General features: G+C 60.3%; 16 protein-coding genes. 6 read left to right on the forward strand and 10 right to left on the reverse strand.

The features are described from left to right. Positions 1-188: 188 nt before the first annotated feature. Positions 189-1,085, forward strand: coding sequence for an alpha/beta hydrolase (locus FYK55_RS04715; protein ID WP_150075201.1), 897 nt, complete (start codon positions 189-191; stop codon positions 1,083-1,085). Here FYK55_RS04715 and FYK55_RS04720 read toward each other — a convergent pair. The 4 genes from FYK55_RS04720 to FYK55_RS04735 form a co-directional block, all read right to left on the reverse strand. Continuing rightward, positions 1,046-2,446: a DUF1552 domain-containing protein gene (locus tag FYK55_RS04720; RefSeq protein WP_150075202.1), complete on the reverse strand. Its 1,401-nt coding sequence runs from the start codon at positions 2,444-2,446 to the stop codon at positions 1,046-1,048. The two genes, FYK55_RS04715 and FYK55_RS04720, sit on opposite strands and share 40 nt — an antisense overlap. 93 nt (positions 2,447-2,539) lie before the next feature. Further along, positions 2,540-4,897 (reverse strand): DUF1592 domain-containing protein, encoded by a 2,358-nt coding sequence (locus tag FYK55_RS04725; RefSeq protein ID WP_150075203.1) that lies wholly within the window; start codon positions 4,895-4,897, stop codon positions 2,540-2,542. A 106-nt stretch (positions 4,898-5,003) separates the two neighbouring features. Next, positions 5,004-6,155 (reverse strand): c-type cytochrome, encoded by a 1,152-nt coding sequence (locus tag FYK55_RS04730; RefSeq protein WP_150075204.1) that lies wholly within the window; start codon positions 6,153-6,155, stop codon positions 5,004-5,006. A gap of 200 nt (positions 6,156-6,355) precedes the next feature. Beyond that, the gene (locus FYK55_RS04735) at positions 6,356-9,808 is read right to left on the reverse strand and encodes a PVC-type heme-binding CxxCH protein (RefSeq protein ID WP_235908419.1); all 3,453 of its coding nucleotides are present in this window, start codon (positions 9,806-9,808) and stop codon (positions 6,356-6,358) included. 378 nt (positions 9,809-10,186) lie between these two features. Here FYK55_RS04735 and FYK55_RS04740 point away from each other — a divergent pair, with 378 nt between their 5' ends. The 4 genes from FYK55_RS04740 (at position 10,187) to FYK55_RS04755 (ending at position 15,174) form a co-directional block, all read left to right on the forward strand. Next, positions 10,187-13,168, forward strand: a complete 2,982-nt coding sequence (locus tag FYK55_RS04740) for an anaerobic glycerol-3-phosphate dehydrogenase subunit C (protein WP_150075205.1) — start codon at positions 10,187-10,189, stop codon at positions 13,166-13,168. 97 nt (positions 13,169-13,265) lie between these two features. Then, positions 13,266-13,514 (forward strand): MoaD/ThiS family protein, encoded by a 249-nt coding sequence (locus tag FYK55_RS04745; RefSeq protein ID WP_161604308.1) that lies wholly within the window; start codon positions 13,266-13,268, stop codon positions 13,512-13,514. After that, positions 13,514-13,972, forward strand: coding sequence for a molybdenum cofactor biosynthesis protein MoaE (locus FYK55_RS04750; protein WP_150075207.1), 459 nt, complete (start codon positions 13,514-13,516; stop codon positions 13,970-13,972). Before FYK55_RS04745 ends, FYK55_RS04750 begins: the two co-directional genes overlap by 1 nt. A gap of 14 nt (positions 13,973-13,986) precedes the next feature. Continuing rightward, positions 13,987-15,174, forward strand: a complete 1,188-nt coding sequence (locus tag FYK55_RS04755; protein WP_150075208.1) for an aminotransferase class V-fold PLP-dependent enzyme — start codon at positions 13,987-13,989, stop codon at positions 15,172-15,174. Positions 15,175-15,299: 125 nt separating this feature from the next. Here FYK55_RS04755 and FYK55_RS04760 read toward each other — a convergent pair whose 3' ends face one another. From FYK55_RS04760 to FYK55_RS04780, 5 genes are all read right to left on the reverse strand, one after another. Continuing rightward, positions 15,300-19,022: a PVC-type heme-binding CxxCH protein gene (locus FYK55_RS04760; RefSeq protein ID WP_150075209.1), complete on the reverse strand. Its 3,723-nt coding sequence runs from the start codon at positions 19,020-19,022 to the stop codon at positions 15,300-15,302. A 178-nt stretch (positions 19,023-19,200) separates the two neighbouring features. Continuing rightward, positions 19,201-20,589 carry a methyltransferase RsmF C-terminal domain-like protein gene (locus tag FYK55_RS04765; protein WP_150075210.1) on the reverse strand — a complete coding sequence of 463 codons (1,389 nt, stop codon included), beginning with the start codon at positions 20,587-20,589 and terminating at the stop codon, positions 19,201-19,203. Next, on the reverse strand, positions 20,586-20,834 hold the full coding sequence (locus FYK55_RS04770; protein WP_150075211.1) for a hypothetical protein: 249 nt from the start codon (positions 20,832-20,834) through the stop codon (positions 20,586-20,588). The genes FYK55_RS04765 and FYK55_RS04770 overlap by 4 nt, the downstream gene beginning before the upstream one ends. Positions 20,835-20,956: 122 nt before the next feature. Beyond that, a complete protein-coding gene (locus FYK55_RS04775; protein ID WP_161604309.1) occupies positions 20,957-22,072 on the reverse strand; it encodes a hypothetical protein in 1,116 nt (371 codons plus the stop codon). A gap of 444 nt (positions 22,073-22,516) precedes the next feature. Further along, on the reverse strand, positions 22,517-23,731 hold the full coding sequence (locus FYK55_RS04780; RefSeq protein ID WP_150075213.1) for a fatty acid desaturase family protein: 1,215 nt from the start codon (positions 23,729-23,731) through the stop codon (positions 22,517-22,519). 429 nt (positions 23,732-24,160) lie between these two features. On the opposite strand from FYK55_RS04780, the gene FYK55_RS04785 reads away from it, so the two are divergent. Next, on the forward strand, positions 24,161-25,405 hold the full coding sequence (locus tag FYK55_RS04785) for a BaiN/RdsA family NAD(P)/FAD-dependent oxidoreductase (protein WP_150075214.1): 1,245 nt from the start codon (positions 24,161-24,163) through the stop codon (positions 25,403-25,405). A gap of 69 nt (positions 25,406-25,474) precedes the next feature. Here the strand turns inward: FYK55_RS04785 and leuD are convergent, their stop codons facing one another. Next, positions 25,475-26,065, reverse strand: coding sequence for a 3-isopropylmalate dehydratase small subunit (gene leuD, locus FYK55_RS04790; protein WP_150075215.1), 591 nt, complete (start codon positions 26,063-26,065; stop codon positions 25,475-25,477). Between the last annotated feature and the right edge of the window lie 74 nt (positions 26,066-26,139).

Consider the following 26,139-nt stretch of genomic DNA (forward strand, 5'->3'; position numbering starts at 1 on the left):
GAGGATTCCATTGGGCCGGCGAGACAGCCCGTTCCGAGGCAGGAGACTTGGACCCAGATTTGGTTCGTCTGTCATTCTGTCCGACTGCGCATTGACGGCTGGCTTCGCCAACTCCCGGGCGGTGCCGCAGGGTGTAAAATCTGATTCCTTCTTCCGTTCCCTCCCGAACCTCCCGCCCGACTTCTGTCATGAATCGATCCCCCGCCCTGCTTTCCCGTCCACTTTGCTTACTGACATCGCTGTGCTTGCTGAACTTTTCCCTGCTGGCCGGCAAGTGCCTCGATGCTGCCGAAGCGAAACCCGAACCCGATCAGAAGGTCGTCTACAAATCCGTTGGTGACGTGGACTTGCGACTCCACATCTTTCTGCCGCCAGATTCGAGCGACGAAACGCCGCGCCCCGCGATCGTGTTCTTTTTCGGTGGCGGCTGGGTCGGCGGGTCGCCCAGTCAGTTTTATGGGCAAAGCCGGGCATTGGCCGATCGTGGAATGGTTGCGATCTGCGCCGAGTACCGTGTCAAGAAAACGCACGGCACGTCACCGCAGGAATGCGTCGCTGACGGAAAATCGGCCATGCGTTGGGTGCGCTCCCACGCGGACCGATTCAACATTGATCCCGAACGCATCGCAGCGGGTGGAGGCTCCGCCGGCGGGCACGTGGCCTCGGCGACCGCCACTGTCGCCGCGTTTGACGCCCCGAGCGACGATTTAGCCGTCTCCTGCCTTCCGTCCGCTCTCGTGCTCTTCAATCCGGTCTTTGACAACGGACCGGACGGCTGGGGACACGATCGCGTGAAGGATTACTGGAAAGAGATCTCTCCTCTGCACCGTCTGACCGACTCGGTTCCGCCAACGGTCATCTTCCTGGGAACGAAAGACAAATTGATTCCGGTTGCCACGGCCAAAGCGTTTCAATCGAAGCTTCGCGACCTGGGCGTTCGCTGCGACTTGCATCTGTACGAAGGCGAGTCCCACGGGTTCTTCAATCGCGGCGAACCCTACCAAGACACGCTGGACAAGACGATTCAGTTTTTGGATTCGCTCGGCTACGTTAAATCCAGCAAGCCGTCGCTGGTTCCGAACTGATCGACGGACACGCCCATCCGCTGCATCATGGCGCGGTACAGGTTGCACAACGGCGTTTTCTCCGGAGCGGTCAGCCGTCGCCCGGTGCGAATCGTGCCACCGCCGCGTCCCGCCAGAATCAAAGGCAAGTTTTCGACGTCATGGCGATTGCCGTCTCGAATCGTGGTACCCCAGAACACCATGCAATGGTCCAGCAACGTCGCGTCGCCCTCCGACAACGACTTCATTTTTTGCAGAACGTAGGCCAACTGGGCAACGTGCCAGGTCCCGATCTTTTCGTACTCGGCAATCCGATCGGGCTCGTTCCGATGGTGGCTGATGCCATGAAAAGACGACTTGACCCCGTCGATGAATGAAAAGTTCCTGCCAGTTTGGGCGTTGCCCATCATGAACGTGGCCACGCGGGTCGTATCGGTCCAAAACGCCAACACCATGATGTCCAACATCAATCGGACATGTTCAATGTGTTGTTCGGGAATCCCAGGTCCTGGACGCACGACCCCAATCTCGCCTTCGTTGATCCACCGCCGCTGCGGCTTCATCGCGGATTCGATACGACGTTCAACGCTGCGAACCGATTCCAAGTATTCATCCAGCTTGGTGCGGTCGTCGCGACCAATCTTTCGCTCCAATCCCTTCGCATCTTCCAATACCAGATCCAACACGCTGGTTTCATCGGTTTGAAGCGATTTGATCACCTCGGCCTGATCCGGGTTGAACCCACTGACCGGCGTGGTTCGACTGCCTCGGAACAAGCGGTCGAATGCCAATTGCGGAATGATCTCTTTCGGCACCGGCGTGGACGGATCCCGCCAGGCGATGTGCGAACCGTAGATCCTCGTGAATCCGCCGCCGACGTTGTCCACGCCGGTGTACGCGGCATCAACCCCCAGTTCCAGACTTGGCAATGGCGTTTGAGACCCAATCTTTTGCGCCAACAACTGATCGGCCGAAACGCCGCCCGTGTTCATGTCCCGCCCCGATGTCCGCAACACGTGGCCTCCCGACAAGAACGCCGGAACCTTGGGCCAGTGACCGTTGCCCATGTTCAGATTCGGATGGTACAGGTTTTCCAACAGAATGCATTCATCCTTCACGTCCGACAGCGGCTGCAACATCGGTGACAGCGTGTAACTCTCGGGAGACTCCGGATCGACAGCCGGCGTCCAATTGGATGGATTGACTCCGTTGGGCATGAACAAAAACGCGGTCCGCACCGGAGGTTGATCAAGCCGGGTATCTGAATCGGATTCCGCAGCCTGTGCCTGCTGACCACGCGCTAAGGAATGCATCCAAGGCAGCGCCATCGCGACACCGCTGCCACGCAAAAACCGTCGACGCGAGGGGTTGGAATGGCTCATGACAGCTCGTTTGGAAGGCGGGAAACAGAAGGAGGGAGTTCGGAGAGCGAGCAAGCGCTGGCCAAACGGTGATCCGCCGCAAAGGCCAGCGGATCAATCCACCGGTGGATCGCGATGGGTGAACGGGTAACTGGTGGCAATGGCTTCGACAAGCGACAGAATTCGGTCGTCCTGTTTCCGCAAGCGTTCGGCCAACTGTTCAATGGTGCAGGCGTCAGCGTCCGTCAGGGAGCGTCCCAGGGCGTAGCCGAGCATTTTTCGACACATCTGTTCGCGAAAATCGTGCTTCCGTTCCACCAGCACTTTCCGCAAGGCTTGGGGACCGTCAAAGGTTTCGCCACTGGGTAGTTTACCAGCCGCGTCAATCGGCTGTTTTCCCTCCTGGTCACGCCATCGCCCCAGCACATCAAAGTTTTCCATCGCGAATCCGATTGGATCGATCAGGTCGTGGCACGCGGCACACGTGGGGTTGGCACGATGCTGTTCTAACCTTTCCCGCACGGTCTTGTCTTTTGATTCCTTCTCACCGCCCGGCAGTGTTCCGGCGTCGGGAGGAGGCGAAGGCAGGTGCACCCCAAAAATCGTCTCCAGCACCCAACCGCCACGAAGCACCGGGCTGGTTCTGCGGGAATAGCTGGTCAACATGTGGACCGCTCCCATGCCGACGATCCCGGTTCGCGGAGAATCATGCAGGGGGACATGCTGGAACTCCTCATTTGACGGCGGCATCGGCTCGATCCCGTAGTGCTTGGCCAAACGCCGATTGATCACAACGTAATCGGCATCGATCCAATCCGTGATCGGCCGATTCTCGACCAACATCCAACGCATCGTCTCGGTCACCTGGCGACGAAGATCACTGACCAATTCACTGGTGTAGGCCGGCTTGAAGAAATTCGTGTCGGGTATCTTCGTGCGGCCCACGGCGTTTGTCCCCAACCACTGGCCGGCGAATTCTTTCGCAAACCGGTTGCTGCGCGGATCCGCCACCATCCGCTGCACCTGTCGTTTCAATTCGTCGGGATCGCTCAATTTTTGCTCGGTCGCCAAACGCAACAAATCGTCGTCGGGAAGGCTATGCCACAGAAAAAGCGACAAGCGGGTCGCCAGTTCGAGGTCCGAGACGGCAGCCGCCTGCGTCCCATGAACCTCCTGCTCGGTCACGAACAAGAAATGGGGTGAGACCAACGCGGCCTGGACCGGCAATTTGATCGCTTGGGCAAACGGCTCCCCTCGGCCAATCCCGCGTTCGAAAAGCGCCAGCAAGCGATCCAATTCCGCATCGGTCACGGGGCGACGCCAAGCCAGCCGAGTGAACTTGGCCAAGATCTTTCTGGCCGCCTGTCGGTCATCCTTGCCAATCCACGGGGCGCCTGGAGCAAACAACCGTTCGGTCGCCGAGCTTCTTCCCGCAGGGTCTCCGCCTGACATCTGGTTCACACGCACCCGATCAATCCGCATCGGCGACAATCCTTCTCCGACGCGGTACTGCAACACGTGCGCTCCCCGGCTGAGCCTGACTTCGACTTTCGATTCCCCCACACCACTGGCACCCTGGAAATCCATCGGCGCGAGCTTTTGGCCATCAAGTGTGATAGCCAGTTTGCCCCCCTGCCCGGGCTCTTTCTCAATCCGCGTTCGCAACACGTAGTCGCCGTCTTGATAGACGATCAAGGAAAGGCTCGCCTTCCGACCGACGCCGAAGCGACCCACGCTTTCTCCCGCAGCCGACGTCTCAGCGACACCGCGTTCGACCAGTCGCAGGTCGACCGCATCCGATTCCGATGCCGTGATTGGGAAAAACTCTTTGTCGTAAAGCGGCACATCGATCACTCGCTCGGTGATCTGCTCGGCGACTTCCAAATACCGTTCCATCAACAGCGGAGGAAGGAACAACAATTCGCCGTTGTTGTTGAATCCTTCACCGCCACCGCCATCGGAAGGAAACGTTTCCACGAAGTCGAATTCGACCCCGGTCAGATCTTCGATCGCGTATTCGTATTGTTCGCGATTCAGCCGGCGTGGGACCGGCGCGCCCGCAAACGGCCCCTGATCGCACGCAGTGCGTTTGAGATGTTCATCGATCCATTGCGTGACTCGCAATCGTTCCGCCTCGGCCGGCTGCGGCTCGTCGGCCGGCGGCATGGTTCGGTTGGACAACTGTTCGGCGACGCTGGCCCAGATGCCCCGATCGTTGGCGACGTCCGCCGCGGTCTCCGCCCGCAACAGTCCTACCGGGTCCGATTCGTCCGCCGGATCGTGGCACTTTGCGCAGTACTCGACCAACACCGGTCGCACTTCGTCTTGGAAATGCGATTGGGAAACCGGTTTTTCCTTAGCCAGATCGCCGGCCTCGTCCGCGAGAAGGCTGACGGCCGAAAACCACACCGCCAGAAAGACGACCGCTGAGCCTGACCGAACGAACAGACGGCGAGTCAGAAAAACAGTCATGGCGGGTGCAGCGGGAGGCGGGCGGGAAGGCGGGCAGCCGAAGCGATCCGTTCGGGTTGACCGCCGGCGATCAAAGCCGGGCGGCCTGGAAAATCATCAGTCCGACCTACCCTTTTTTCTTTAGCGTGGTCATGTACTCGACGATGTCGATCAATCCTTTCTGGCCGGTCAACTGTTGCAGGTCTTCTGGCATGATCGATTTCTCACTCTTTTTGATTTCCACCAGTTCGTCGAGCGGAAACTTTCGATCGATCGCTTCTGCGGTCCGGATCACGATCTCGTCTTCCGTCTCGGAAACCTTTAACCCGGTGACCACTTGGCCCTCCTCGGTCAACACGACGTAGTTCTCGTAGTTGTGGCTGATGCCGGCGCTGGGCGCCAGGATTGCCGTCAACATCGCTTCACGGGAGAGTTTGTCGCCGATTTCGGACAGATTGGGCCCCACATCTTTTCCAAACTGATCAACGATATGGCAATTGGCGCAGGTCGCTTTCCCGCGAAACAACTGCATCCCGGCCTCGGCATCTCCGGTCAATTTCGCCATCTCGTCAATCGGCGGTAACGATTCGGAGGCAATCTTGGGCAATTCCGGCAACACCTCGGCTGCTTGGCTTCGAATCCCTTGGTCTTCACTTCGCGACAACAACGTCGCGGCGACCAACAACGTGTCACCGACAAGCTCCGAGTTTTTGGCCAACTCGATCACTCGCTGCTGCCCCGCTTTGGATCTCGCCAAACCGGCCACGGCAGGACGGCGTTGCGCATAGGGTCGTTCGGGATCCGAAGCGATCTCGGCCAGAAAATGGTTGGCTCGGCCGTTGCCCAACAACCCCAGAATCTCGATCACACCTGGCACGTCCGTGTTGGACGATTCCTGCGACAACAGCTTGCGCACGGTTCGCCGACCCTCGTCCATCGACAGCAGCATGTCGGCGGCCTCGACCGCGGCGGAGCGATCGGCGCCGGTCAACATTTCGGCAAGCTTTGGCTCGATCCCCGGAGGCTGAAAACGCTTGACCAGGGAAACGAACTCCGGAGTGCCCTGAGCCCTTGCGATATGACGCAACACTGCTTCACGAACCTTCGGGTCGGCGCCGTAATCGTATCCGGGAATCCGTTCCACCGCGCGAACCACAATTGCGTCCCGTCGCGCCAGATCTTCCGAGTCCGCAGCCCCGGCGGTTCGGGGACAAAGCATTCCAGACACGGCCAATGCCAAAACGGTCAGCGGGCCGAAGAGAGCAGATACAAGTTTCATCGTGAAAGTCGTTGCGTGGTGATGAAATGGAAAGGCTGGTGGGGAACGCGTGTTGGGAAGGAGATCAGCTGGTCAGCGTCACTTTCAATCAAAAGCACCGATGATTTTCAGTGCAATCAGCGGCAAGGCGCTGGCCGCCGGTTGAGGCGAGAAAACCCGCGGCTAGTGCCACGCGGCTTACCCAAAGTGGCGCTGTCCAGTTAGGGCAATAGCCGTTTCAGTGCCTCGGCTCGCACCTGATCGTTGTGGAATTCCAGACTGCGAAAGTAACGGTCGGTCTGCTGCAACGGCAGATCGGGGTCCGCGATCAGAGAAACCATCGCGTCGGCAGCCGCGGGAGCGCGAACGCGCCACACCAGATCACGCCCGGCTGGCGTATCCCACCGTCCGTCGACCTGATCCAGATAGGCATCGAAACACTCCTCCGGACGGATGTCGCTGCCGATGCCCAACGCCTCCAGGTACCAACGATCCTTGCCGTCGTACGCGGCGGCCAATTTGGCCCACAACACCGGCATGTCTTCACTTTCGTCATAGCGCAAGGCGATCGCCAATTCGCGGCGGACCGCCGGTGCAGGATCTTGGGCGGCTGATGCCAGCCACCGCGACGGAGTGTCGGTCAACTGCTTGGCCAATCGGATCGCCGTGATTCGGATATCCGGGTTCTGGTCCGACAGTGCCGTCTGGACGTAGTGTTCGCCGCGGCCGGGAATCTTTCCCAACAGCCACAAGGCGCGGGCCCGCAGACGCGGATTGTCGTCGTGATACAGCGTCAGCAATTCCTGCTCCGCGTCAGCGCCCATCGAGTGCAGGGCCTGCCAGGCACGATAGCGAACCGCCAGGTTCGGATTCCGCAATGCTTCGACGGCTCCTTTGGCCGAAGAATACTCGAAGCTCGGCACCTTGTACTTCGTGTTTGGCGGGGCGAGCCGGAATAGACGGCCCCGATCGGTATCACCCTGGCGATGCCCCCCCACACCCGGATCGTACCAGTCGGTTACAAACAGCGACCCGTCTGGCGCGACGCAGACATCCGCCGGTCGAAACCAGCGGTCGGTCGTCCCGGTCATCAGGGGTTCGATCCGGGCGGTGTACCCCGCACCATCGGGCTCGGCCGGATAGGCACGCACCACGTTCGGACCCGGATCGCAGTGAATGATCTGGTCCCAAAACCGCTCGGGCAATAAACGGCCTTCATAGGTACAAATACCGCTGGGGGACCCGGCCCCGGTCTGCAACATGTTTGGCACGACGCCCGGATCGTTCAGGTGCCAATGCTGGTACATGATTTCATCTTCCATGTTGATCCGCTCGGACCGCCAGGATGCACCGGTTCGCTCGTCCAGGTATCCGTAATTGCCCTGCTCCATCACAAAATTGATCCGCGTCCCCCGATTCCCATCGTCATCGTTGTCGCTTTGCCACAACGTCCCGAACGAATCGACCGTGGTTTCCCAGTTGTTGCGGAAATTGTGTGCCAGGACCTCGAAGTTGGAGCCATCCAGATCACAGCGAAACGGCATCCCGCCGAACAACGGGTTTCCGTCGTCGACGACCGGGCGGCCGTGAATGTCGATGACCGTCTGTCCGTTGGCATCCTTCACCTGCCCCCCGGTGTTGCCAAAATTCCAGTACAGCTTGCCGTCAGGGCCAAACAGAAACGAATGGCCTGAATGATCATGTTGTTCCTGGCCGGTCTCCGTGAACATCGCAACCTTTTGATCCGGTTGGTCGTCGCCGTCACTGTCAGTGAATCGCCAGACATTGGGCGATGCAGTGACAATGACGTCGGTGCTCTCTCCGTTCTCCAAGACACAAATCCCCATCGCCGAATCGATGTCACGTCCCTGATAGAAAGTGGTGAACTGATCCATCACCCCGTCACCGGTGGTATCTTCCAGAATCAGAATTCGGTCCCCTTCCGGTCGCGATCCGTTGTTGCGTCGATAATTCATCACGTCGCAAACCCAGACGCGGCCGCGAGAATCGATGTCCAAATTGGTCAGGCTTCGCAGCTGGGGCTCACTGGCCGACAGGGTCGCTTGCAACCCCTCGGCCACCTCAATTCCTTCTACGGCATGCTCCGGATCGCGCTGATCGCCGTCGGCCGAATTGTCTGGTGCCTGACCGATCCGGCGCGGCGCGGCGCCCGAGTAGACGGCGAACTGCACGCTGGTGGATTGTCCATTGTTTTGGGAGGTGCCGCCGGTGTCCAACGCCCCCGTCACGGTCAGCCGATCGTAGCCCTCGGGGATCTTGAAATGGATCACGCTGGGTGCGTGCGCGCCGATTGCTTCGCTGCCGATTTGCTGGCCGGCAACCGACCACGCTTGGCCGGCGCAATTCAGATTCTTCTGCACATCTCCCCATCCGGCCGTCGCCGATTTCCAGCCCAGTTCGACCAGCGACTTCGAGCCGGCCGGCCCATGAATCTTGGGGTCCACCCAGTCAACCCAGTCACAAGCAAAACCGTCCTCGGTTTCCGCTGCGACCAGAAACAAATCTCGAACGCCCTTGATCGACGCATCGATCTCAACGCGTTGCCGTTTCGTTTGTGACGTCACCGTCTGGGAGACGAAAATCTTCTTCGGCTTGGCCGTGTCGGACGACTGAGAATCGGTTGCTTTGGCCGCGTCGGATCCGGTGTCGCTCAAATTGAATCGCTTGGCGGTCTCTTCCGGATCGAACTTGTTCGGCCGATCGTAGTCTTGATCTTTCAGCAGTTGATCGATTCCCACCGGCTTTTGTCCCATCGACGATCCGTCCTCTTCGATCTCTTCTTCGGCGGTCCAACGGATGGCGTTGGTGACCAGTCGGCGGACGTCGTCGTTGCCCCAGTTCCAGTGATAGTGTCCGCCGGTAAAGCCGAACGACCGGCCTCCGTCAGGGCGTTCATAGGCCCAAGCGACCGTTTGGGGCTCGCCCGCGGCAACGCTCTTCCGGACGTCCGGATTTCCACTGTGTGCCCCGTCCGGACGCTTCATCGTGTGTTCCGGCGCAACGGCGGAAAGGATCGGCGTCACCTTTCCGACATCGGAAAACCGCATGTGAAAGTACCACTCGTCGTCCGTCGCGAAGGGTTTGACGCCTCGCGTGATCGGATGCTCGGGCAGTTCCGAGAACTCAGCCACCCAGTGTGGATTGACGCTGTAGTTGATCTCAAAGTGTCCGCCGAGTAATTCGACCCAATCCTTTCCCGGTTCACCGGGCGTCATTTCGACGGCGTAGTGCAAACAGACCAGTCCACAGCCATCGGCCAACCGTTTTCGGAGTTGATCGCGGTGATCCATGGCAATGTGTCGACCGCCACCGTCACAGTAAATCACGATCGTATCGGCCTGATCGATCTGGTCTTGCGACGGCCACCCGCGAACGATGGTGACTTCGTTTTGCGGTTGGCTTTCGCGCAGCGACTGTTGCAGAATGCGCAATCCGGCGAAATGCTCGTGCGCCCCGTAGCCGTGCGATGGAGAGCCGGCAACCATCAGGATGTTTTTCCCGGGAGCGGCATCCTGGGCCTGGGCTGCGGAGGTCAGGGGGGGCAGGACCGCGGTGGTCATTGCAACGACCAGGCCGAACAGAATCGTCGCGACCCGTGGGGGGGAAAGAATGGTCGCACCGCCGGCGGGTGCGCTTCGATCAAGACGCTGCATCTTCGATGGCCTATGCTTGGTGGGAACCGACTGGGGACCGGAAACGTATTGCCGGACACCGCGGTCGTCAGAGGATCAACCCGAAAGGTGGGCCCTAGAGTCCTAAAGGTGGGCCCTAACGGTGGGCACCAAGCCCTAGTTTAGCACCTAAGGCATCCGAGTCGTAGCCACGTCGTCCTGACCGCGGGTGGGTTTCGGCTGATTCCGATCGGTCCGCTCGTAGCGATCCGTATCCCCTTTCCCGCTTTCGCTCGCTTGACGTTCAGCCGCATCGTCGTGGCGGCTCAATCCCGCCCGTCGAAACCTTGAATCCCCCGCTGCAGCCGGTCCGCCCCGGCCAACTTGACCAAACCGAGCCGATGGAGTCGAACTAGCCGGATGGAGATCGATCGACAACGAATTCAAGACGACCTGCGGGGGATCGTCCGGGGCGACGTGATGTGCGACCCCATCTCGACCACCCTGTATGCCTCCGACGCGAGCGTCTACGAGATCCAACCGATCGGCGTGGTCCGGCCTCGTTCCGATGCCGATGTCATCGCGGTGGTCCAATACGCCGCCGAACATGACCTTCCGCTTCACCCGCGGGGCAGCGGCAGCGGTGTTGCAGGTGAATCGTTGGGCCCGGGGTTGATGCTGGATTTTTCGCGTTACATGCGTCGGATGCAGATCCACGGGTCCGACGGATTGGTCACCGTTCAAGCCGGTCTGACGCTGGCCGAAATGAATCGCAATCTGAGGCCGTTGGGACGATGGTTTGGGCCCGACCCGGCAACCCGCAGCATCACAACAATGGGCGGTGTGCTGGCGGTCAACGCATCCGGAAGCCACTATCTCCGCAGCGGCGCGGCCCGAGACAACGTGTCGTCAATGCGAATCATCACGGTCGATGGCGAATGGCTGGACGTTTCCAAGCATCATCCGGACGAACCCGGAACTGCCGGACGTCTGGCGCGGGGGCTTCTGGAGATTCGCTCCAAATTTGAGTCTTCCCTGCAGGCGTTGGAACAAGCGCCCCCGGCGCGAGGCGGTTATCGGCTGGACGGGATCGTTGATAACGAAGGACGCGTCGACCTGGCCAAATTTCTGACGGGGACCCAGGGCACGCTGGCCGTCGTCGCCAACGCCACCGTGCGAACCGAAGCGATTCCGGGACACCGGGGCGTGATCCTGCTGTTTTATCACCGCTTGGAATCGGCCGCCCGATCCGCGGTCCATTCCTTGGAATACGGACCGGTCGCCTGCGATTTGATGGGCCGACGTCTGTTGGATATCGCTCGTGAAACGGAACGGCAGTTCGACGCGCTTTTGCCGCGGGCTTCCGAAGCCATGTTGCTGTTGGAATTGCAAGGCGATTCCCTGGAAGAACTTGAGAACAGGATTCAGATCGTTCGTCGCGAACTGTCGCGCGGCGACGATGCAGCCTTTTCCAGCGTCGCCACAACGGACCAGCAGACACGGGATCAATACTGGTCGCTCTGTCGGCGCGTCACGCCACGATTGAGTCGGCTGAAGGGGTCCGGGATGCCGATCCCGTTTACCGAAGACATCGCGGTTCCCGCCGAACGATTGCCCGAGGCCTTGGCGGCGATTCAGGGCAATTTGCGTGACAATGAATGCACGGCAACCATCTTCGCGCACGCCGGACATGGCCAATTGCACCTCCGTCCGTTCCTGGATCTGTCCCGGGCGGAAGACCGGCAAAAGATGAACCGGGTGGCGTATGAGATTGCCGAGGTCGTGTGGACTTTCGGAGGCCAGGTAGGCGTCGAGCACGCCGCCGGACTCAGCCGAAGTGCCCTGCTGCCGACTCAGTTCCGGGAGTACTGGTCGGCGATGGGTCAGATCAAGCGTCTGTTTGACCCACAACACCGATTGAATCCGGGGAAGCTGTTCGGCGCGGTCTTGCAACAGCCCAACGATAACCTGCGGCCGGTCGGCGAGACCGTCGAGATCTCGTCGGAAACCCGGACTCTGGTGCCGGCCTCGGAACGGGTGGTTCAAATGGCGCGACTCAGCCGCGCCTCGGTCCCCGAACTTCCCGTGCTTCAACACTGGCCGCCCAACGAGATGATTGATGACGTGGTGCAGTCCTGCAACGGTTGCGCCCGTTGCCGCACCACCGCGGACTCGGAACGCCAGTGCCCGGTGTTTCGAACCATGCGAACCGAAGAGGCCACACCACGGGCCAAAGCCAACCTGCTGCGCGGCGTTCTGAGCGGAAAGGTGTCGGTCGAGTCGCTGGCCGGTGACCGGGCCAAGGCGGTCGCCGACCTCTGTTTCAACTGTCACCAATGTCGACTGGAATGTCCCGCCAGCGTCGACATCCCGAAAATCGTTGGCGAATTGAAAGCACAATACGTCGCGACCAACGGCCAACCCGTCTCCGATCGGCTGCTCGGACGACTGGACACCGTGGCCGCGATCGGATCTCGCATGCCCTGGCTGTTCAATCCCCTGCTCCGTAACCCGCTGGCGCGTTGGTTTGCTGAAAAGCTGTTCGGGATCTCATCGGCGCGAGAGCTGCCCCCGATCGCGTCGGGAAGCTTCATGCGATACGCGGCGCGCCGTCGTTGGACCAAACCGCCCGCCGGCGACGGCGCCAAAGTCTTGTACTTTGTCGACCACTATGCCAACTACCACGATCCCGACTTGGGACGGGCCTTGGCCGAAGTTCTGCAGCAAAACGGGATCGCGATCTACGTCCCGACGGCTCAATCGGGAAGCGGCATGGCACGCATCACGGCGGGCGACTTGAAGGGCGCCCGGCGGATCGCGCGTCGCAATGTCCGCATGCTGTCCGACGCCGTCCGCAGCGGGTACAAGATCGTGGCGACCGAACCCGCCGCCGTCCTGTGCCTGAAACACGAATACCCGAACTTGCTGGACGATGAAGACGCCCACTTGGTTGCGAAGAATTCGTACGAAGCCTGTGAATACTTTTATTCCCTTCAACGCGACGGAAACCTGGACCTGGATTTGCATCCGGTCGAGGTGGAGTTTGCCTATCACCAACCCTGTCACTTGCGCGTCTTGGATCCGGACGTCTCGTCGGTGCGGCTTTTGCAATTGATCCCCGGGCTAACCATGCGGCACATCGAGGGCGGGTGCAGCGGCATGGCCGGCACCTGGGGGTTGCAGCGAAAGAACTATCGGAACAGCTTGCGGATCGGCTGGCCGATGATCTCCGCGATGCGGGGCAGCAATTTACCGCTGTCGTGCACCGAGTGCAGTTCCTGCAAGATGCAGATCGAACACGGGACGGAAAGCCGGACCCTGCACCCGATCAAAATTCTCGCGTACGCCTACGGCAGATTGCCAAAAATCGCTGACCAACTGGCATCGACCGTCGACGCGTGACCGGGAATCCGACGTGGACGGGACATCTTTCAAGATCAACCGTCCTTTTCAGCCCCCTCGTCGTCTCGAACCTTCCTGCCCGAAACCAAGCAGCCTCTTGAAACTCCAAATCCTTCTTTTCGCCGGTCTGGGAGAACACGTCGGATCCAATTCCGCCCAGATCGACGTCGACCTACCGTCCACGGCATCCGACGTGCTGGCGACCCTGCAACGTTCTTTCCCCGACGCGGCACCCCTGATTTCCTTCAGCCGTCTGGCGATCGATCAGGAATATGTTGAAATGGATTACCAGTTGGACGGAACCGAGTCTGAAATTGCACTGATTCCTCCGGTAAGTGGCGGCTGATGTCTGATTCGCAATGCATCGTCTGCATCCAATCGGAACCGATCGAATTGTCCGAATGGCAACGTCACCTGTCGGACCCCGATAGCGGCGCGCAAGCCTGGTTCCTTGGCTGCACCCGTCGGACCACGATCAGCAAAGCGGGTACGGTGCATCGAACACGAACCCTCTCGTACCAGGCCTACACGCCGATGGCTCGGCGGGAATTGGAGTCGCTTGCCGAAGCGGCTCGGGAGCGTTTCTCGCTGTCGCGGCTGATCATCGTCCACCGCTTGGGCGAGGTTCCGATCGGACAGGCGAGCGTGTTGATCGCCTGCAGTAGCGCCCATCGTCCCGATGCATTTGCCGCCCTTCCCTGGATCATGGATCGCCTGAAACGCGACGTCCCGATTTGGAAACAGGAGTGGTTCGAGGACGACTCCCGCCAGTGGATCCACCCTACCGAACCAGATCCAGGTTGAAGTTTCGCGCATCCATGACCCAACGAATTTACCTTGACCACGCCGCCACCCGTTTTCCGAAGCCCGCCGTGGTGCTTGACGCCATGCGGAGCTATTCACAAACGGAAGAAGCGGCCGCCGGGCGCGGCGCCTACCGCCGGTCTCAGGAGGCGTCCCAGTTCATCTGGCGGCTGCGACGGGAAATTGCGGAATGGATCGACGCCGAATCCGAACACGAAATCTCGCTGCACAGCGGTGGAACCGCCGCATTGAACGCCGCGATTTTGGGGTACCTGCAACCGGGCGATCATGTCGTGACGACGGCCGCCGAGCACAACAGCGTGCTGCGGCCTTTGCATCACCTGGCGGGACAAGGCACGATCCAGTGGACGGTCGTCCCGGTCGACGCCAGCGGACGCGTGGAGCCCACCGAACTCCTATCAGCGGTCCGATCGGACACGCGCATGGTCGCCGTGCTTCACGCCGGGAATGTTAACGGGATCGTGCAACCGATTCGTGAGATCGGGACGCGGCTCCGCGAAGAACATCGTGGCGACCACAAACCCGCGTTCCTGTGCGACGCGGCCCAAACTTTCGGACACCTGCCGCTGTCGGTCCGGCAGTGCCACATCGACCTGCTGGCCGCCCCCGGCCACAAGGGAGGATGTGGTCCGTTGGGAACCGGATTCCTGTACGCCTCACTGAACGTGCATGCCCATCTGCGCCCGACCCTCTTCGGTGGCACCGGAAACAATTCGGAATCGCTTGACATGCCGCTGGAGTATCCGATCGCGTTGGAAGCGGGAAACATGAATGTTCCCGCCTTGGTGGGCTGGCTGGCCGGATTGCAGGACCGCCGCAGTGAAACGCCCGCCGCGGAGCACTTGGAGGCATCGTCGGCAAGACTCCGCGGCTTGGCTCAACGGCTGTATCGCGAACTCCATGAGATTCCTGGGATCCGATTGATCGGACAGCCCGAACACGTCCAACTGCCAGTCGCCAGCCTGTGCATCGACGGGATCGCCGCCGGCGAGCTGGCAATGATTCTGGACACGGAATTCGGAATCGAAGTCCGATCGGGACTGCACTGTGCGGCGCTCATCCACGCCGCATTGCAATCTCCCGATGACGGAACGCTGCGGATCAGTTGCGGCGAGGAAACGAGCGATGAAGAACTGCGGCGATTGGTCGACGCCCTGCGGGAAATCACGGCAGGCGATTGAGGTGCCTGGCGAGCGCGGCGGAGCAGCACACGCACGTTGAATTCCCACGGTCGCCACCGTCGCCAGACGGTGGTGACACGCGCGATCGGCACGCTCTGGCGAGCGTGCCTACAGAAGAAAGGCCATCACTTCCCGTAGACCACCGCGTGGTTCAGGTGGAACGTTCCTTTGCCATCCAATCCGATTCGAATGAACTGGACTTTGGTGTCATCCGGAAAATCGACCATCCACTCCGGACCCATCTCTTCCGCTTGCCAGATTTTCCGATACGACTTTCCGTCCTCGCTGACCCAGACGGTCAATCCCTTGGCGCGATCATGAAACTGGCGATTGACTCGGTTGGACAAGTACAGATGGGTCACGACCCTCGGTTCCGCCAAGCGAATCGTGATATCCGGTGAATCGACGTCATGCTCCGAATGGAACGTGAAGTCAAAGCTATCGCGATCAACCGGCGCCAAAAGCAAATTCGCCTCGCGATTCCACTCCGAATTGGTGAAGTCTTCGCCAAGCTTGACGGCGGCGTCCTGCGACACTTCCACGGACCCTTGGTAGGTTCGCGGCGGGGGCGCTTGTCGATACTTGGATCTGACCCAACCGTCGCGCGAAACTTTCTGGATGTTCTTTTGGGCGGAAAGAAACGCCACCAGATCCAAGAATTCGATCGGCGCGATTTGCTTGATCAGCCCCTCCGGCATCGAACTGGCCTTCATCTCACGTTCCAGTTCAATGTCATCGATCGGGATATCCACGCGCTTTCCGTCGGCGATGCCCAGCGAAAGCACGTCGTCGGTGCGTTCGATGACAAAACCGTTCTGAACGTCGCCGTCAACGGTCAGCACATTGATGGTTTCGTATCCCTTGCTGATCTCGTGGTTTGGCATCAGGATCGAACGCATCAATTGCATCGTGTTCATTCGCATGCCGATGTCCGACAGATCCGGGCCGAACTTTTTGCCCAGGTCGCCGACCTGGTGACAGCCGGAACACACCTGTTTGAACACCGGTTCTCCCCGACGCGCGTTCCCGCCGCGAATTCCGGTCAACCGCCGGATCGCCGCCATCCGCTCATCTTCCGGAGCGTCCACGTCGTCGGCGATCTCCAACGGAACCACGGCTTCACCACCCGGTCCGCTGAGTCGTTGGAATCGCAGAAAGTAGTTCTTTGCCTGTTCGGTGCTTGAGGCCAGGAAGGTCTCCGGATTCTTCTGAGCTTCGGACCACATCGGTTCGAGCGCGTACAGCGTGTGCTCCAAGGTGTAATCCAACCAGTAATCCATCGGGTAGTTGGTCACCGACAGGGCCAACTCCACCGCGTCGGGGGATTCCAGGAAACTGATCCCGCGAACGGCTTCCAATCGAACCCGGGGGTGCGGATCGGAGGTTGCCGCGGCGATGTAATCGTGCGCCGCCGGGATTCGAGTGCGTTCGTTGATCACCGTCCGGATCGCAGCGGCCCGAGCGCGGTTGTCATCGCTTTGCAGAATTCGATCCACCAGATTCGTGTCCACATCGCGAAAACTCTCCTGAATCCAGAGTGCTTCACAAAGTCGTTGTGGATCGTCCGTGTCGGCGATCCACAATTTGATCGCCGCATCGACCGCTTGCTTGGGGCGATCCCGCAGCACGCGGCGAACCCGATAGCGAGTCCGCAGTTCCGGGACCAGCAACTCGCTGAGCAACTCCGCCTCGCTCAACGGAGTCAGATCCACCATCGGCAGCAGCGGTCGCTCCTTGTTGATCATTCGGTAGACGCGACCGTGCGTGTGGTCACGATTCGGATCTCGCTGCGAATACTGCATGTGACCGATCAACGCGTTGCACCAGTCGCCGAACCAGATTGCACCATCCGGACCAATCTTGGGATCGACCGGGCGGAAAATCATGTCGGTCGAGGACAGCAAGTCTTCCACGCGTTCCCCTTCAAACCCGGCGCCTTCGGTCTCGTAGCGTAGATTGAAACGGGGCATGCCGTGCATGTTGATCACGCAGGCGTAAATGAACTGGCCCTGCATGTCATCCGGCAAGTGACGCGAAAGCAGAAATTCGTTGCCGACCGCCGGACGCATGCCTTCGTTGTCGAACACCGGTTGCAACGTTTTGCGGGTCCGAACTTCCTTGCCAGCCAGCGGTTCAATCCAGTGCTGCTTGGCGTTCGTTCCGTCACCAATGATCCCGTTGCCCCAGTTATCGAACACCAGACACCAGGGGTTGCCGTATCCGGGCGTGCGGTAGTGCGAAAAGCTCAGCGAACGCGGGTCAAAGATGTACGCGCCGCCGGTGTCTTTGTTGCGGAACGGCCCCCACGGAGTCTCCAGCGTGGTCGACAGCGCGATGCCCTCCAACATGTGAAGACGTCCACCGTGAGAAAACTCCCACGCCCCCATGGTGTGGTGCGTGTCATCGGTGGCGATCCCGTCAATCAGGTGGACCACCTGGTCGGCCTGGTCATCGCCATCGGTGTCTTTCAAAAACAGGATTCGGGGTTCGTCAACGACCAGCACACCGCCGTCAAAGAATTCGAAACCGGTCGGGCAGATCAGTTTGTCGTAGAACGTGGTGCACTTGTCGGCTTTGCCGTCCTGGTCGGTGTCCTCCAGGATCAACAACCGGTCATCCGGCGGCGCCGCACCCGGCTGCCACTGGGGATAATTCGCCATGCAGGAAACCCACAGTCGCCCCTTGGCGTCGAACGCGATTTGGTTCGGATTGGCCAATTCGGGAAACTCTCGTTCCGAAGCGAACAATTTGACTTCCATGCCTTCGGGGACCGACATCATGTCAATCGATTCTTCCGGCGTGGGATAAACCAGCTTTTCCGGTTCACGCATCTTGCGGAAGTTGTCGTCACGCGTCCCGAACATCGTTTCGGGGACCACGACCTGACCGGTTTTCGAATCGTCCGGTTGGTCGGGCACCGGATTTCCGGCTACCAGATCCCAGATGTATTGATCCCGCACCCGGACCATTTCGCGAATCTTTCGATACTCGCTGGGAAACGTTTCGGTATCCCACGTCCGACGTCCGCCATAGACGTACCAACCGTTCAGCATCCGATAGTCCTGGAGGTGCAGCCAAGACTTGTCGTTGACCCAACGGCGAACGGTATCCATCTTTTCCGAATCTGCGGTTTGAGCGTTTCCGAATAATCCACGCTCCAGGATTTCAGCCAACGCTTGATCACCCTGTTCGTTCAAGTGCAAGCCGTTGATGGTGTATTGCATCCCCGGCTGGGCGTCGAACTGCTGCTTGGTTTCGGTGTAGACGTCCACAAACGGGACATTCATCTCGTCGGCCAGACTCTCGATCGCGTCCCGATAAACCTTCAACGCGGCATTGCGTGACTCCGCTTCTGGCAACAAGGCATTGCCGGTCGACTCGAACGCGATCGGGCTGATCAAGACGAACTGAGCTTCGCCGCCCGAATACTTCGATTTCAACTCTTCCAAATAGCTTCGATAGGCGTCCTGGAAGGCTTGAACCGTTTCCGGGTCGGTGCCGGCGTAGGATTCATTGGCGCCGAAAAAACAAAGGTACGTTTCCGGGGCGAAAATCTTGAGCGGATCATCGATCGTCGTGTAGTTGCTTGGACGTTGTCGCTGACCGACTTCGTCGGCGGGCCAAGCGAAATTACGGAATTGCAGTTGCTGGTCTCCGTGTCGCAGGTGCAACCGCGTTTCGAAATGACCGAACAGGTTCATCCGCTCGCCCAGCGAGTTCCCGACCACGGCAATTTTCTGCCGTGGATGAAGTTCCAACCGCGGCTCTTCCGCCCGCGATTGGTTGATGGTGAAAAAGCCCGTCAGGGCGGTCACGATAAAAAAGAAGCGAAATCCAAAGCGTTCCATGAAAAACCTGCGCTGCAGTCGACGGAGGGAGACTCGGGGGGGGACGCTCGTTGACGCCGAGGTCTTTTGAAGACCAGATCTTCGCGTAACGGGCGGACCGGGTGGCGTGGGGAGTGGTGGGGGAACCGGTCGAAAACGTGGTGGCAACGCTAGAGTATAGATGGTTGCGTCCGCTTCGTCACTCGCGCGTGGCTTCGCGAGTCAGCGGATCCACCCCGTCCATCCGGGCTGCGGCGGGCAAATGGTTTTTGCCGGTTTTGCGTGTCACCTTCGCCCACCCCAACGGACGGCCGCGATGCCGCACCACGCACCACCCATTGCCGCCGCATTCGATCGGGTGTCCACCGAGAAACAACACCGCCTGGTCGGCCGAAACGTCCACCGACCCGACGGCCCGCATGTTGCCGGTTCGACGCAACGCGGCATCGTACGAAGGCTTCCATGTGCGACCGGTTCGGTAGGCGATCTCCGGCCCGGCAACCGCCACTGACTCGGTCCATTCCGGCGCATCGTCGGGCCAGCCCCACGCCACGGCGCCGCGGACGCAACATCGGCGCGGCGGATCCTCGTACCACTCCGCCAATCCATCCGGAATCGCTTCCGATGGGTCACGGCGACGGCCTCGCCCGGCCGTTGACCTCGTCACCGCGGACGTTTCATGACGGCCGTCCGTCGCCCCCGACACACGCAACGATGCGGCAAAACCGCCTGCACAATCATGCAGATGCGGCCAAAGTCGCCACGCGCAATCCAGTTCGCTGCTGCGGTACGCCAACAACCGGTCCAAAGGATCGGACACTATCTCGGGTTGCCCCAACAACCAGCGGACCTGCGACTCATTCTCCTGCTCCGCGAACGTGCACGTGCTGAACACCAATTGCCCTCCGGGACGCAGCAACCGAACCGCCGCTGAAAGAATTCTGCGGGCTCGGCCGGCGCTGTGTTCGATCTGCCGGGATGACAACGCCGCGACACTTTGCTTCCCCCGCCCCAACAACGCTTGTCCGCTGCAGGGCGCATCAACCAACACCAAATCGAATTGTCCCGCCAGTCGGTCGGCCAACACGTCCGGATCCGAACTCGAAATCGCGTACCGTGGATTGCCGGTGCGCGCCAGATTGAACGCCAGGGGTGCCACGCGCGACCGGATCGGCTCATTGGCCAACAAAAAACCACTACCGATCGATTCCAGCAACGCACTGGCTTTTCCGCCAGGCGCGGCGCACAGATCGCAAATCAGCCGCGGCTGCTGGTCCGCAACATCCGCCCGGCACGCCGCCAGGGCCAGCATCGATCCGGCATCTTGCAGAAAAAAATCGCCAGCCGCGTAGTCAAGCATCCGGCTGGGACGACGACCTGGATCCAGGTTTTTAAACCCAAGCGAATACCAGGGAATCGCCTGGACCGGAAACGGCCACTCCGTCGGATCCACTCCGTCGCGACAGCGTAATGCACTGCGGTGATGACGGAGGAGCGCCGCCGCGAACGCCTCCAGACAATCGGGCCGCACAGTTTGGTCGGCGAGGGCGTAACGAATCGCCGAAATTGCTTCCGACTCGCCGCTCACGCGGTCTCTCGGTGAAAGTGTTTCATGATCGACAGCGCCGTCGACAGCAGCCCGGCCAGCAGGAGCGGCGACGTGAACGTGAACAGAATGAAGGCCCGGTGGGCCGCGCGGCCCACGTCCTCTTCCCCGCCCTTGGCCTCTCCATAAAACAAAACACTCAACTCTTCCCGGATCGCCGGAACCTGCGACGCATAAAAGAAGGCTGCCGAGATGAACGCGAACACGACCATCAACAGCAGCATCACCGTCAAACTGATTTGGAAGCGAGGACGTCGCAGGCTGTTGCCCGACGGAGCACCGCCAACACCACCGTCACGCGGCGACGTATCGTCGCGTGACGTGCGAGAATGAGAAGGTGGCGTGACGTTCACGATTTGTAGGCCTGTTCGGGGAGTTCGGGCAACGGTTCATCCACTTCCGCGGGAGGAAACCACAAATCCTCTACCTCCTGCCCGCCCGCATCGCGTCGCAGCAGCAAGTAACTGGCGCCCAGCAAAGCGATTCCCAGTGTGATCAACCAGGCAACGTGGATCGCCTCCACCAATGTCCGAGTGGTCATGATAAAGGTTGCGTCCGGTGAAAACAGGGTCCCCACCATGGAAGCCAGAATCATCGTCGCTGTCACCACACCACCAAGCAACCGAGATGCGACGTAGATCAGGGCTGCCGAGACGATCCAATACCACACCAACGACAGCGGTCGCCGGACCAGGTACTCATAGCCTCGGCTTAGCGAATCGATGGGATCCGGATCAGGTTCGTTGATCATCGCGGCCAGTCCCAAGGGGGTCGCGAACAACGCCCCGAACGCCAGAATTCCAGCCGGCAGCAGGAGCACCGTCGCTATCGCGCCGGTCACCACCGACAACCAGGGCGCTGCCACCCACAAACTGGGCAGACGCAACACGAAGACAGCGATCGAAAACGCCAACACGCAGACCCAGGGGACCAGCGGCAGCAGTAGCGATTTCGCCAGCCGCCGCCGCACCCATCGCAACGTGGTCCCCATCTCGGGAAGCGGGCGACCGGCTGCCAGCACAGCACCGGAACGGGAGATCGTTAAAACCACCGGGACCCAGATCAGCAGCATCGAACTCAGAAAGATCGCCAGCGGCAGGACGCGTTGCTGTCGCAGCGTCGCGAAGATCGGCGGCAACCCGGCAAACAGCTCGTCCGGTTTTGCCAGGGCAGTCATCACGACATCGTCTTCCGGCTGCTGCGGAGTGAGTCGATTCTCAGCGAGCAGCGGCGAAACCCCGCGCCCGCGAACACTTCTCGCCTGCTGGAAAGTCGTGGGAAGCGAGACCGAACCGCCTGCAAGGTCCGTGGGAACTGGCTGCAACAGTTGAGCAGTCGTCAGAACGGTCGCGGCCCAGGCGACCAACACGATCGCGACGTGCACCGGCGCAGCCAAGATCCGCAGCGTGGGAAACAGCCGAATCCAGGGGGCCACATCCACCCAGGAACGGAAATGCTGAAACATGCCGGATTCGAACTCGTACCCCGCATGGATTTGCTCGCCCTTCGATCCACTGTCGTCCAATCCAACACTCCGGTGGGCCCAACACTTTGGTGGGCGTATTCAAACTGACGCAGTCAAGCTCATGTCTCCCTGGAGAGCGTGTCTACAACAGCCTCTTCACCCTCCCGCTCGCGGGAGGGTCAAAGGCGAGGGACCAGCCTTTGGGGAGGGTGCCTCCAACTTCTACCATGCCCTCCCCGCGTCGTCGCAAGCTCCTCGGCGACCCTCCCAAGGGGAGGGTAAAGTCAAACTGCACGATCCGCATTCAGGACGGTGAAGCAGGATTTGCAGGCCATTGAGCGAGCGGCGCACCACCACACCGCGACGGCACGACAGAAAAACCACGGCATCATTATCGGGTCCGCCGCACATTCGCGAAAGCCCGGCAATGGGATAGACCCGATGCTAAACCGCCGCCGGTTCCTTGGCCGACTTGTCGGCACGGTCTCGATTCTGGGCTCGCCGCCACAGGGCGACCAACTCCTTGGTCAATGACGTCGCAATGGTGTCATGATAGGGCGAATCGGGAGGAAGCCCCTCCACCAACCGACGATGAGCCTCCGGCAGATGGTGATAAGGCAGACGGGGAAACAGGTGATGCAGGGCGTGATAACGCGTCCCGATCGGTCCCCACAACTCGCTGATCCAGGCGTGATCCGGGTAGTTGACCGAGTCGAGCAGTTGTTCCTCGAAAGTCATTTCCTCCCCTTTGCCCGTCCAGCGGTGCGCTCCCAACGTGCGAACTTCGTTCAACGTCAACAGCCCGATGGCAACCGCGTACGCCACGATCCAGAGCGGATCGAACCATTCTCCCGTCACGATGCGTTGCCGGAACAGGAGCATGCACCCGGCGACAAAACACCCGAATTCTTGCAAAAGGACAATTCGCATCAGCTCGGGCGACGCGTCGTTTCGCTGATAAAACGGATCGACCAACATCGTGGACGCATGCCGGTGAACCCATTGCCGTGCGCCCGGGATGAACCAGCAAATCGGACTCAGGACGACGAAGCGAAACAGTCCCAAGAACGGGATCACCATCGCTTGCACGATGAACCCGATGATCAACCATCGGCTGTGATGGCTCAGCGCCAGGTACTCGCCATCATGGTCCGTCCCGTAGTGCTTGCGTCGATGGTGATCAACGTGCGGGTAATACAGGAACGACGGAACGAAAAAGGGGATTCCACACAGCAGGTTCCAGGCGATTCGAAAGCCTCGAAACCCCTTTTTGGGCAGGTGCACCAGTTCGTGAATGAACATCACCGACCGCATGAACAACGCAATCGTGATCAAGTACGAAACGATCACCACCGGAATCACCCAAGGGGCGGGCCAGAACAGACGCGGAACGTGCAAGGTCGCAGCGAACGCGAGGTAGCCGCCGAAGATCGACAGCAGGAAGTCCGTCCAGTAGATCCGGGGGTTCGGCGCCGTGAGGTCTCCGATCAACGTCCGTGCCTGGGCAAACGAAAACGACCGCGCGGCCCGACCGGGCTCGGCGACCGGGCGAGACGGCAGGGGGCCGCCCGTGGTCCGGTTCCCACTCGCGGCTGAAACTCCGTCGACGCGATCGTCGCGGGAAACGCTGGAGGTTGAAGTGGTACTATCGACAGACATGAGAGCAAATCTGGAGGTGAGCCGGTAAGCAAGCCAAGCGGATGGAAGCCGTCAGGCCCGACCGTTGACTCCGTTCGCACGCACGGCAAGTCGCACGCACGTGGAAGTCAATGGTCAACCGCAACATTCAGACCGCAGCGTCCGAGACAGGCGAACACCCACGGCGGGGGTTTCGATCAAGGCAAGTTCAATTCGGGGTGACGTGTCAGGGCCAACAGGGTGTGGCCGCTAGGTGGGACATCGGTTGGCGAGAAGGGGCCACCGGTGGGCAGGGGACACTGGCAGGATTATCGTCAACCGAATCGCGAATTCTTCGCCCCTAGCATTCTGTTTTACTCTGATTCAGTTTATTAGCCCGCGGCCCGATTGGAACGACTTTCCGTCAAACACCCGCCGGGAAATTTAAGCCATTTCGTCGCACGCCCCCTCATGGAACGCCCTAAAATCGTCGTCATCGGAGCCGGCGCCGCCGGCTTGATGGCCGCAGCGGAAGCGGCCGAACGAGGTGCCGACGTGTTGCTCCTTGAAAAAAACACCAAAACGGGCGTCAAAATCCTGATGTCCGGCGGAACGCGCTGCAACATCACGCAGGACACGGACGCCCGCGGAATCGCCTCCGCCTTCGGCAAGGCAGGCCGATTCCTGCAGAAATCGGTGGGGGCATTCGGCCCAGCCGACGTGCAAACCATGTTCCAGCAAGCCGGCGTCGCGACCAAAACGGAAGCCACCGGCAAGGTCTTTCCCAAATCCGATCGGGCCTTGGATGTTCGCGATGCTCTCCAAAGGCGTGCGATCCAGGCGGGAACCCGATTGCGGCTCCGCAGCGGAGTCCAGCGAGTGCTTCCGGACGGCGAGCAGTGGGTCGTGCAGACCGAATCGGAGTGGCTGCGGTGCGACCGCGTGATCGTCACGGCCGGCGGCCAAAGCTGGCCCGGATGCGGAACCACCGGCGATGCGTATGCCTGGCTGCGATCCCTCGGACACACGATCGTTCCCCCCCGGCCGGCGCTGGTCCCGCTGGTCGGCGGCGATCGCTGGACGCACGATCTGTCCGGTCTGACCCTGGAGGACTGTGTGGCCTCGGTCCATTCGCGCCACCCATCGGGGACCAAGTCCAAACCCCTGATCAGCCGCCGCAGCAGCTGGCTGTTCACTCACTTCGGATTCTCCGGGCCCGCCGCAATGGACGTCAGCGGGACTTTGACCGCGGCGGCAAGCCTGAGGGATGTTCGCTTGAGAGTGGATCTGGTCCCGGAACTGGCCCCAACCGAAATCCAGAGTCGATTGACCGATCGCAGCGACGGCGGTCGGCGAGGCGTGGTCTCAATCGTCAACGAGTGGTTGCCATCCCGCTTGGCCCAGCGGCTGGTCACCGCCGCCGGTGCAGATACCACGGTGGCACAACTCTCACGCCCACAATTGGAATCGATGATTCAGTGGCTGAAACAGGCGGAGTTTCCAGTCAGCGGGACACGCGGGTTTGCCAAAGCCGAAGTCACCGCCGGCGGTGTGCAATTGTCGGAGGTGGATCCCCGGACAATGCAAAGTCGTCTGGCCCCGGGGCTGTACATCGCCGGTGAGGTTTTGGATGTCGACGGCTGGATCGGTGGCTACAACTTTCAGGCCGCCTTCAGCACCGGCCGTGCGGCGGGCATTCACGCCAGCGGACACTGAACCGCAGGCACAACGAATGATCCGTGCGGAACAATCACGCCGGCCGCAGCTAGGATCACCAGAACCTAATCACCAGGACCTGGCGGCCTCGTACTCGGAAATTTTGTCGTCGAATTTCAACGTCTGGGCGATGTCGTCCAGCCCCTGCAACAGTTTCTCCCGCCGACTGGGATCCACCTCGAATTCTCGCTGCCACCCCGATTCGTCTTTGACAATTTGCTGTTCCAGATCCACGGTCAAGCGGTAAGGTCCCTTGGCTGCCGCCTCGAACAGGTAGTCGATGTCGGCTTCGGGCAGCGTGATTGGAAGCACGCCGTTTTTGAAGCAATTGTTGAAAAAGATGTCGGCAAACGACGGCGCGATCACGCTGCGGAATCCGTAATCGTCCAGCGCCCAAACGGCGTGTTCGCGGCTGGATCCGCTCCCAAAATTTCGGCGAGTCACCAGAATCGAAGCCCCCTGCACCTCTGGCTGGTTCAGCTCGAAATTCGGATTCGGTGTTTCACCGTCCTCTCCAAACCGCCAGTCGTAAAACAGGAACTGTCCGAAGCCGGTCCGTTCGATCCGTTTGAGGAACTGCTTGGGGATGATTTGATCGGTGTCCACATTGGCGCGATCCATCGTCACCACGGTGCCGGTGTGTTTGGTGAAGCTTTGCATGGGAATCAGAAGAAGGCGTTGAAACGGAAGGCCGACGTCGACCGGAGATGCGAAGAAACGGAGGGCGAGACGAC

Origin of the sequence: Roseiconus nitratireducens (assembly GCF_008629675.1) — a bacterium.
Classification (GTDB): Bacteria; Planctomycetota; Planctomycetia; order Pirellulales; family Pirellulaceae; genus Stieleria; species Stieleria nitratireducens.

Bases quoted from the DNA above. Each gene is read 5' to 3' on its own strand.
- FYK55_RS04780 (WP_150075213.1), bottom strand. From the start codon at position 23,731: ATGTCTGTCGATAGTACCACTTCAACCTCCAGCGTTTCCCGCGACGAT.
- FYK55_RS04785 (WP_150075214.1), top strand. From the start codon at position 24,161: ATGGAACGCCCTAAAATCGTCGTCATCGGAGCCGGCGCCGCCGGCTTG.
- leuD (WP_150075215.1), bottom strand. From the start codon at position 26,065: ATGCAAAGCTTCACCAAACACACCGGCACCGTGGTGACGATGGATCGC.
- FYK55_RS04720 (WP_150075202.1), bottom strand. From the start codon at position 2,446: ATGAGCCATTCCAACCCCTCGCGTCGACGGTTTTTGCGTGGCAGCGGT.
- FYK55_RS04715 (WP_150075201.1), top strand. From the start codon at position 189: ATGAATCGATCCCCCGCCCTGCTTTCCCGTCCACTTTGCTTACTGACA.
- FYK55_RS04730 (WP_150075204.1), bottom strand. From the start codon at position 6,155: ATGAAACTTGTATCTGCTCTCTTCGGCCCGCTGACCGTTTTGGCATTG.
- FYK55_RS04740 (WP_150075205.1), top strand. From the start codon at position 10,187: ATGGAGATCGATCGACAACGAATTCAAGACGACCTGCGGGGGATCGTC.
- FYK55_RS04775 (WP_161604309.1), bottom strand. From the start codon at position 22,072: ATGTTTCAGCATTTCCGTTCCTGGGTGGATGTGGCCCCCTGGATTCGG.
- FYK55_RS04725 (WP_150075203.1), bottom strand. From the start codon at position 4,897: ATGACTGTTTTTCTGACTCGCCGTCTGTTCGTTCGGTCAGGCTCAGCG.
- FYK55_RS04750 (WP_150075207.1), top strand. From the start codon at position 13,514: ATGTCTGATTCGCAATGCATCGTCTGCATCCAATCGGAACCGATCGAA.
- FYK55_RS04760 (WP_150075209.1), bottom strand. From the start codon at position 19,022: ATGGAACGCTTTGGATTTCGCTTCTTTTTTATCGTGACCGCCCTGACG.
- FYK55_RS04755 (WP_150075208.1), top strand. From the start codon at position 13,987: ATGACCCAACGAATTTACCTTGACCACGCCGCCACCCGTTTTCCGAAG.
- FYK55_RS04735 (WP_235908419.1), bottom strand. From the start codon at position 9,808: ATGCAGCGTCTTGATCGAAGCGCACCCGCCGGCGGTGCGACCATTCTT.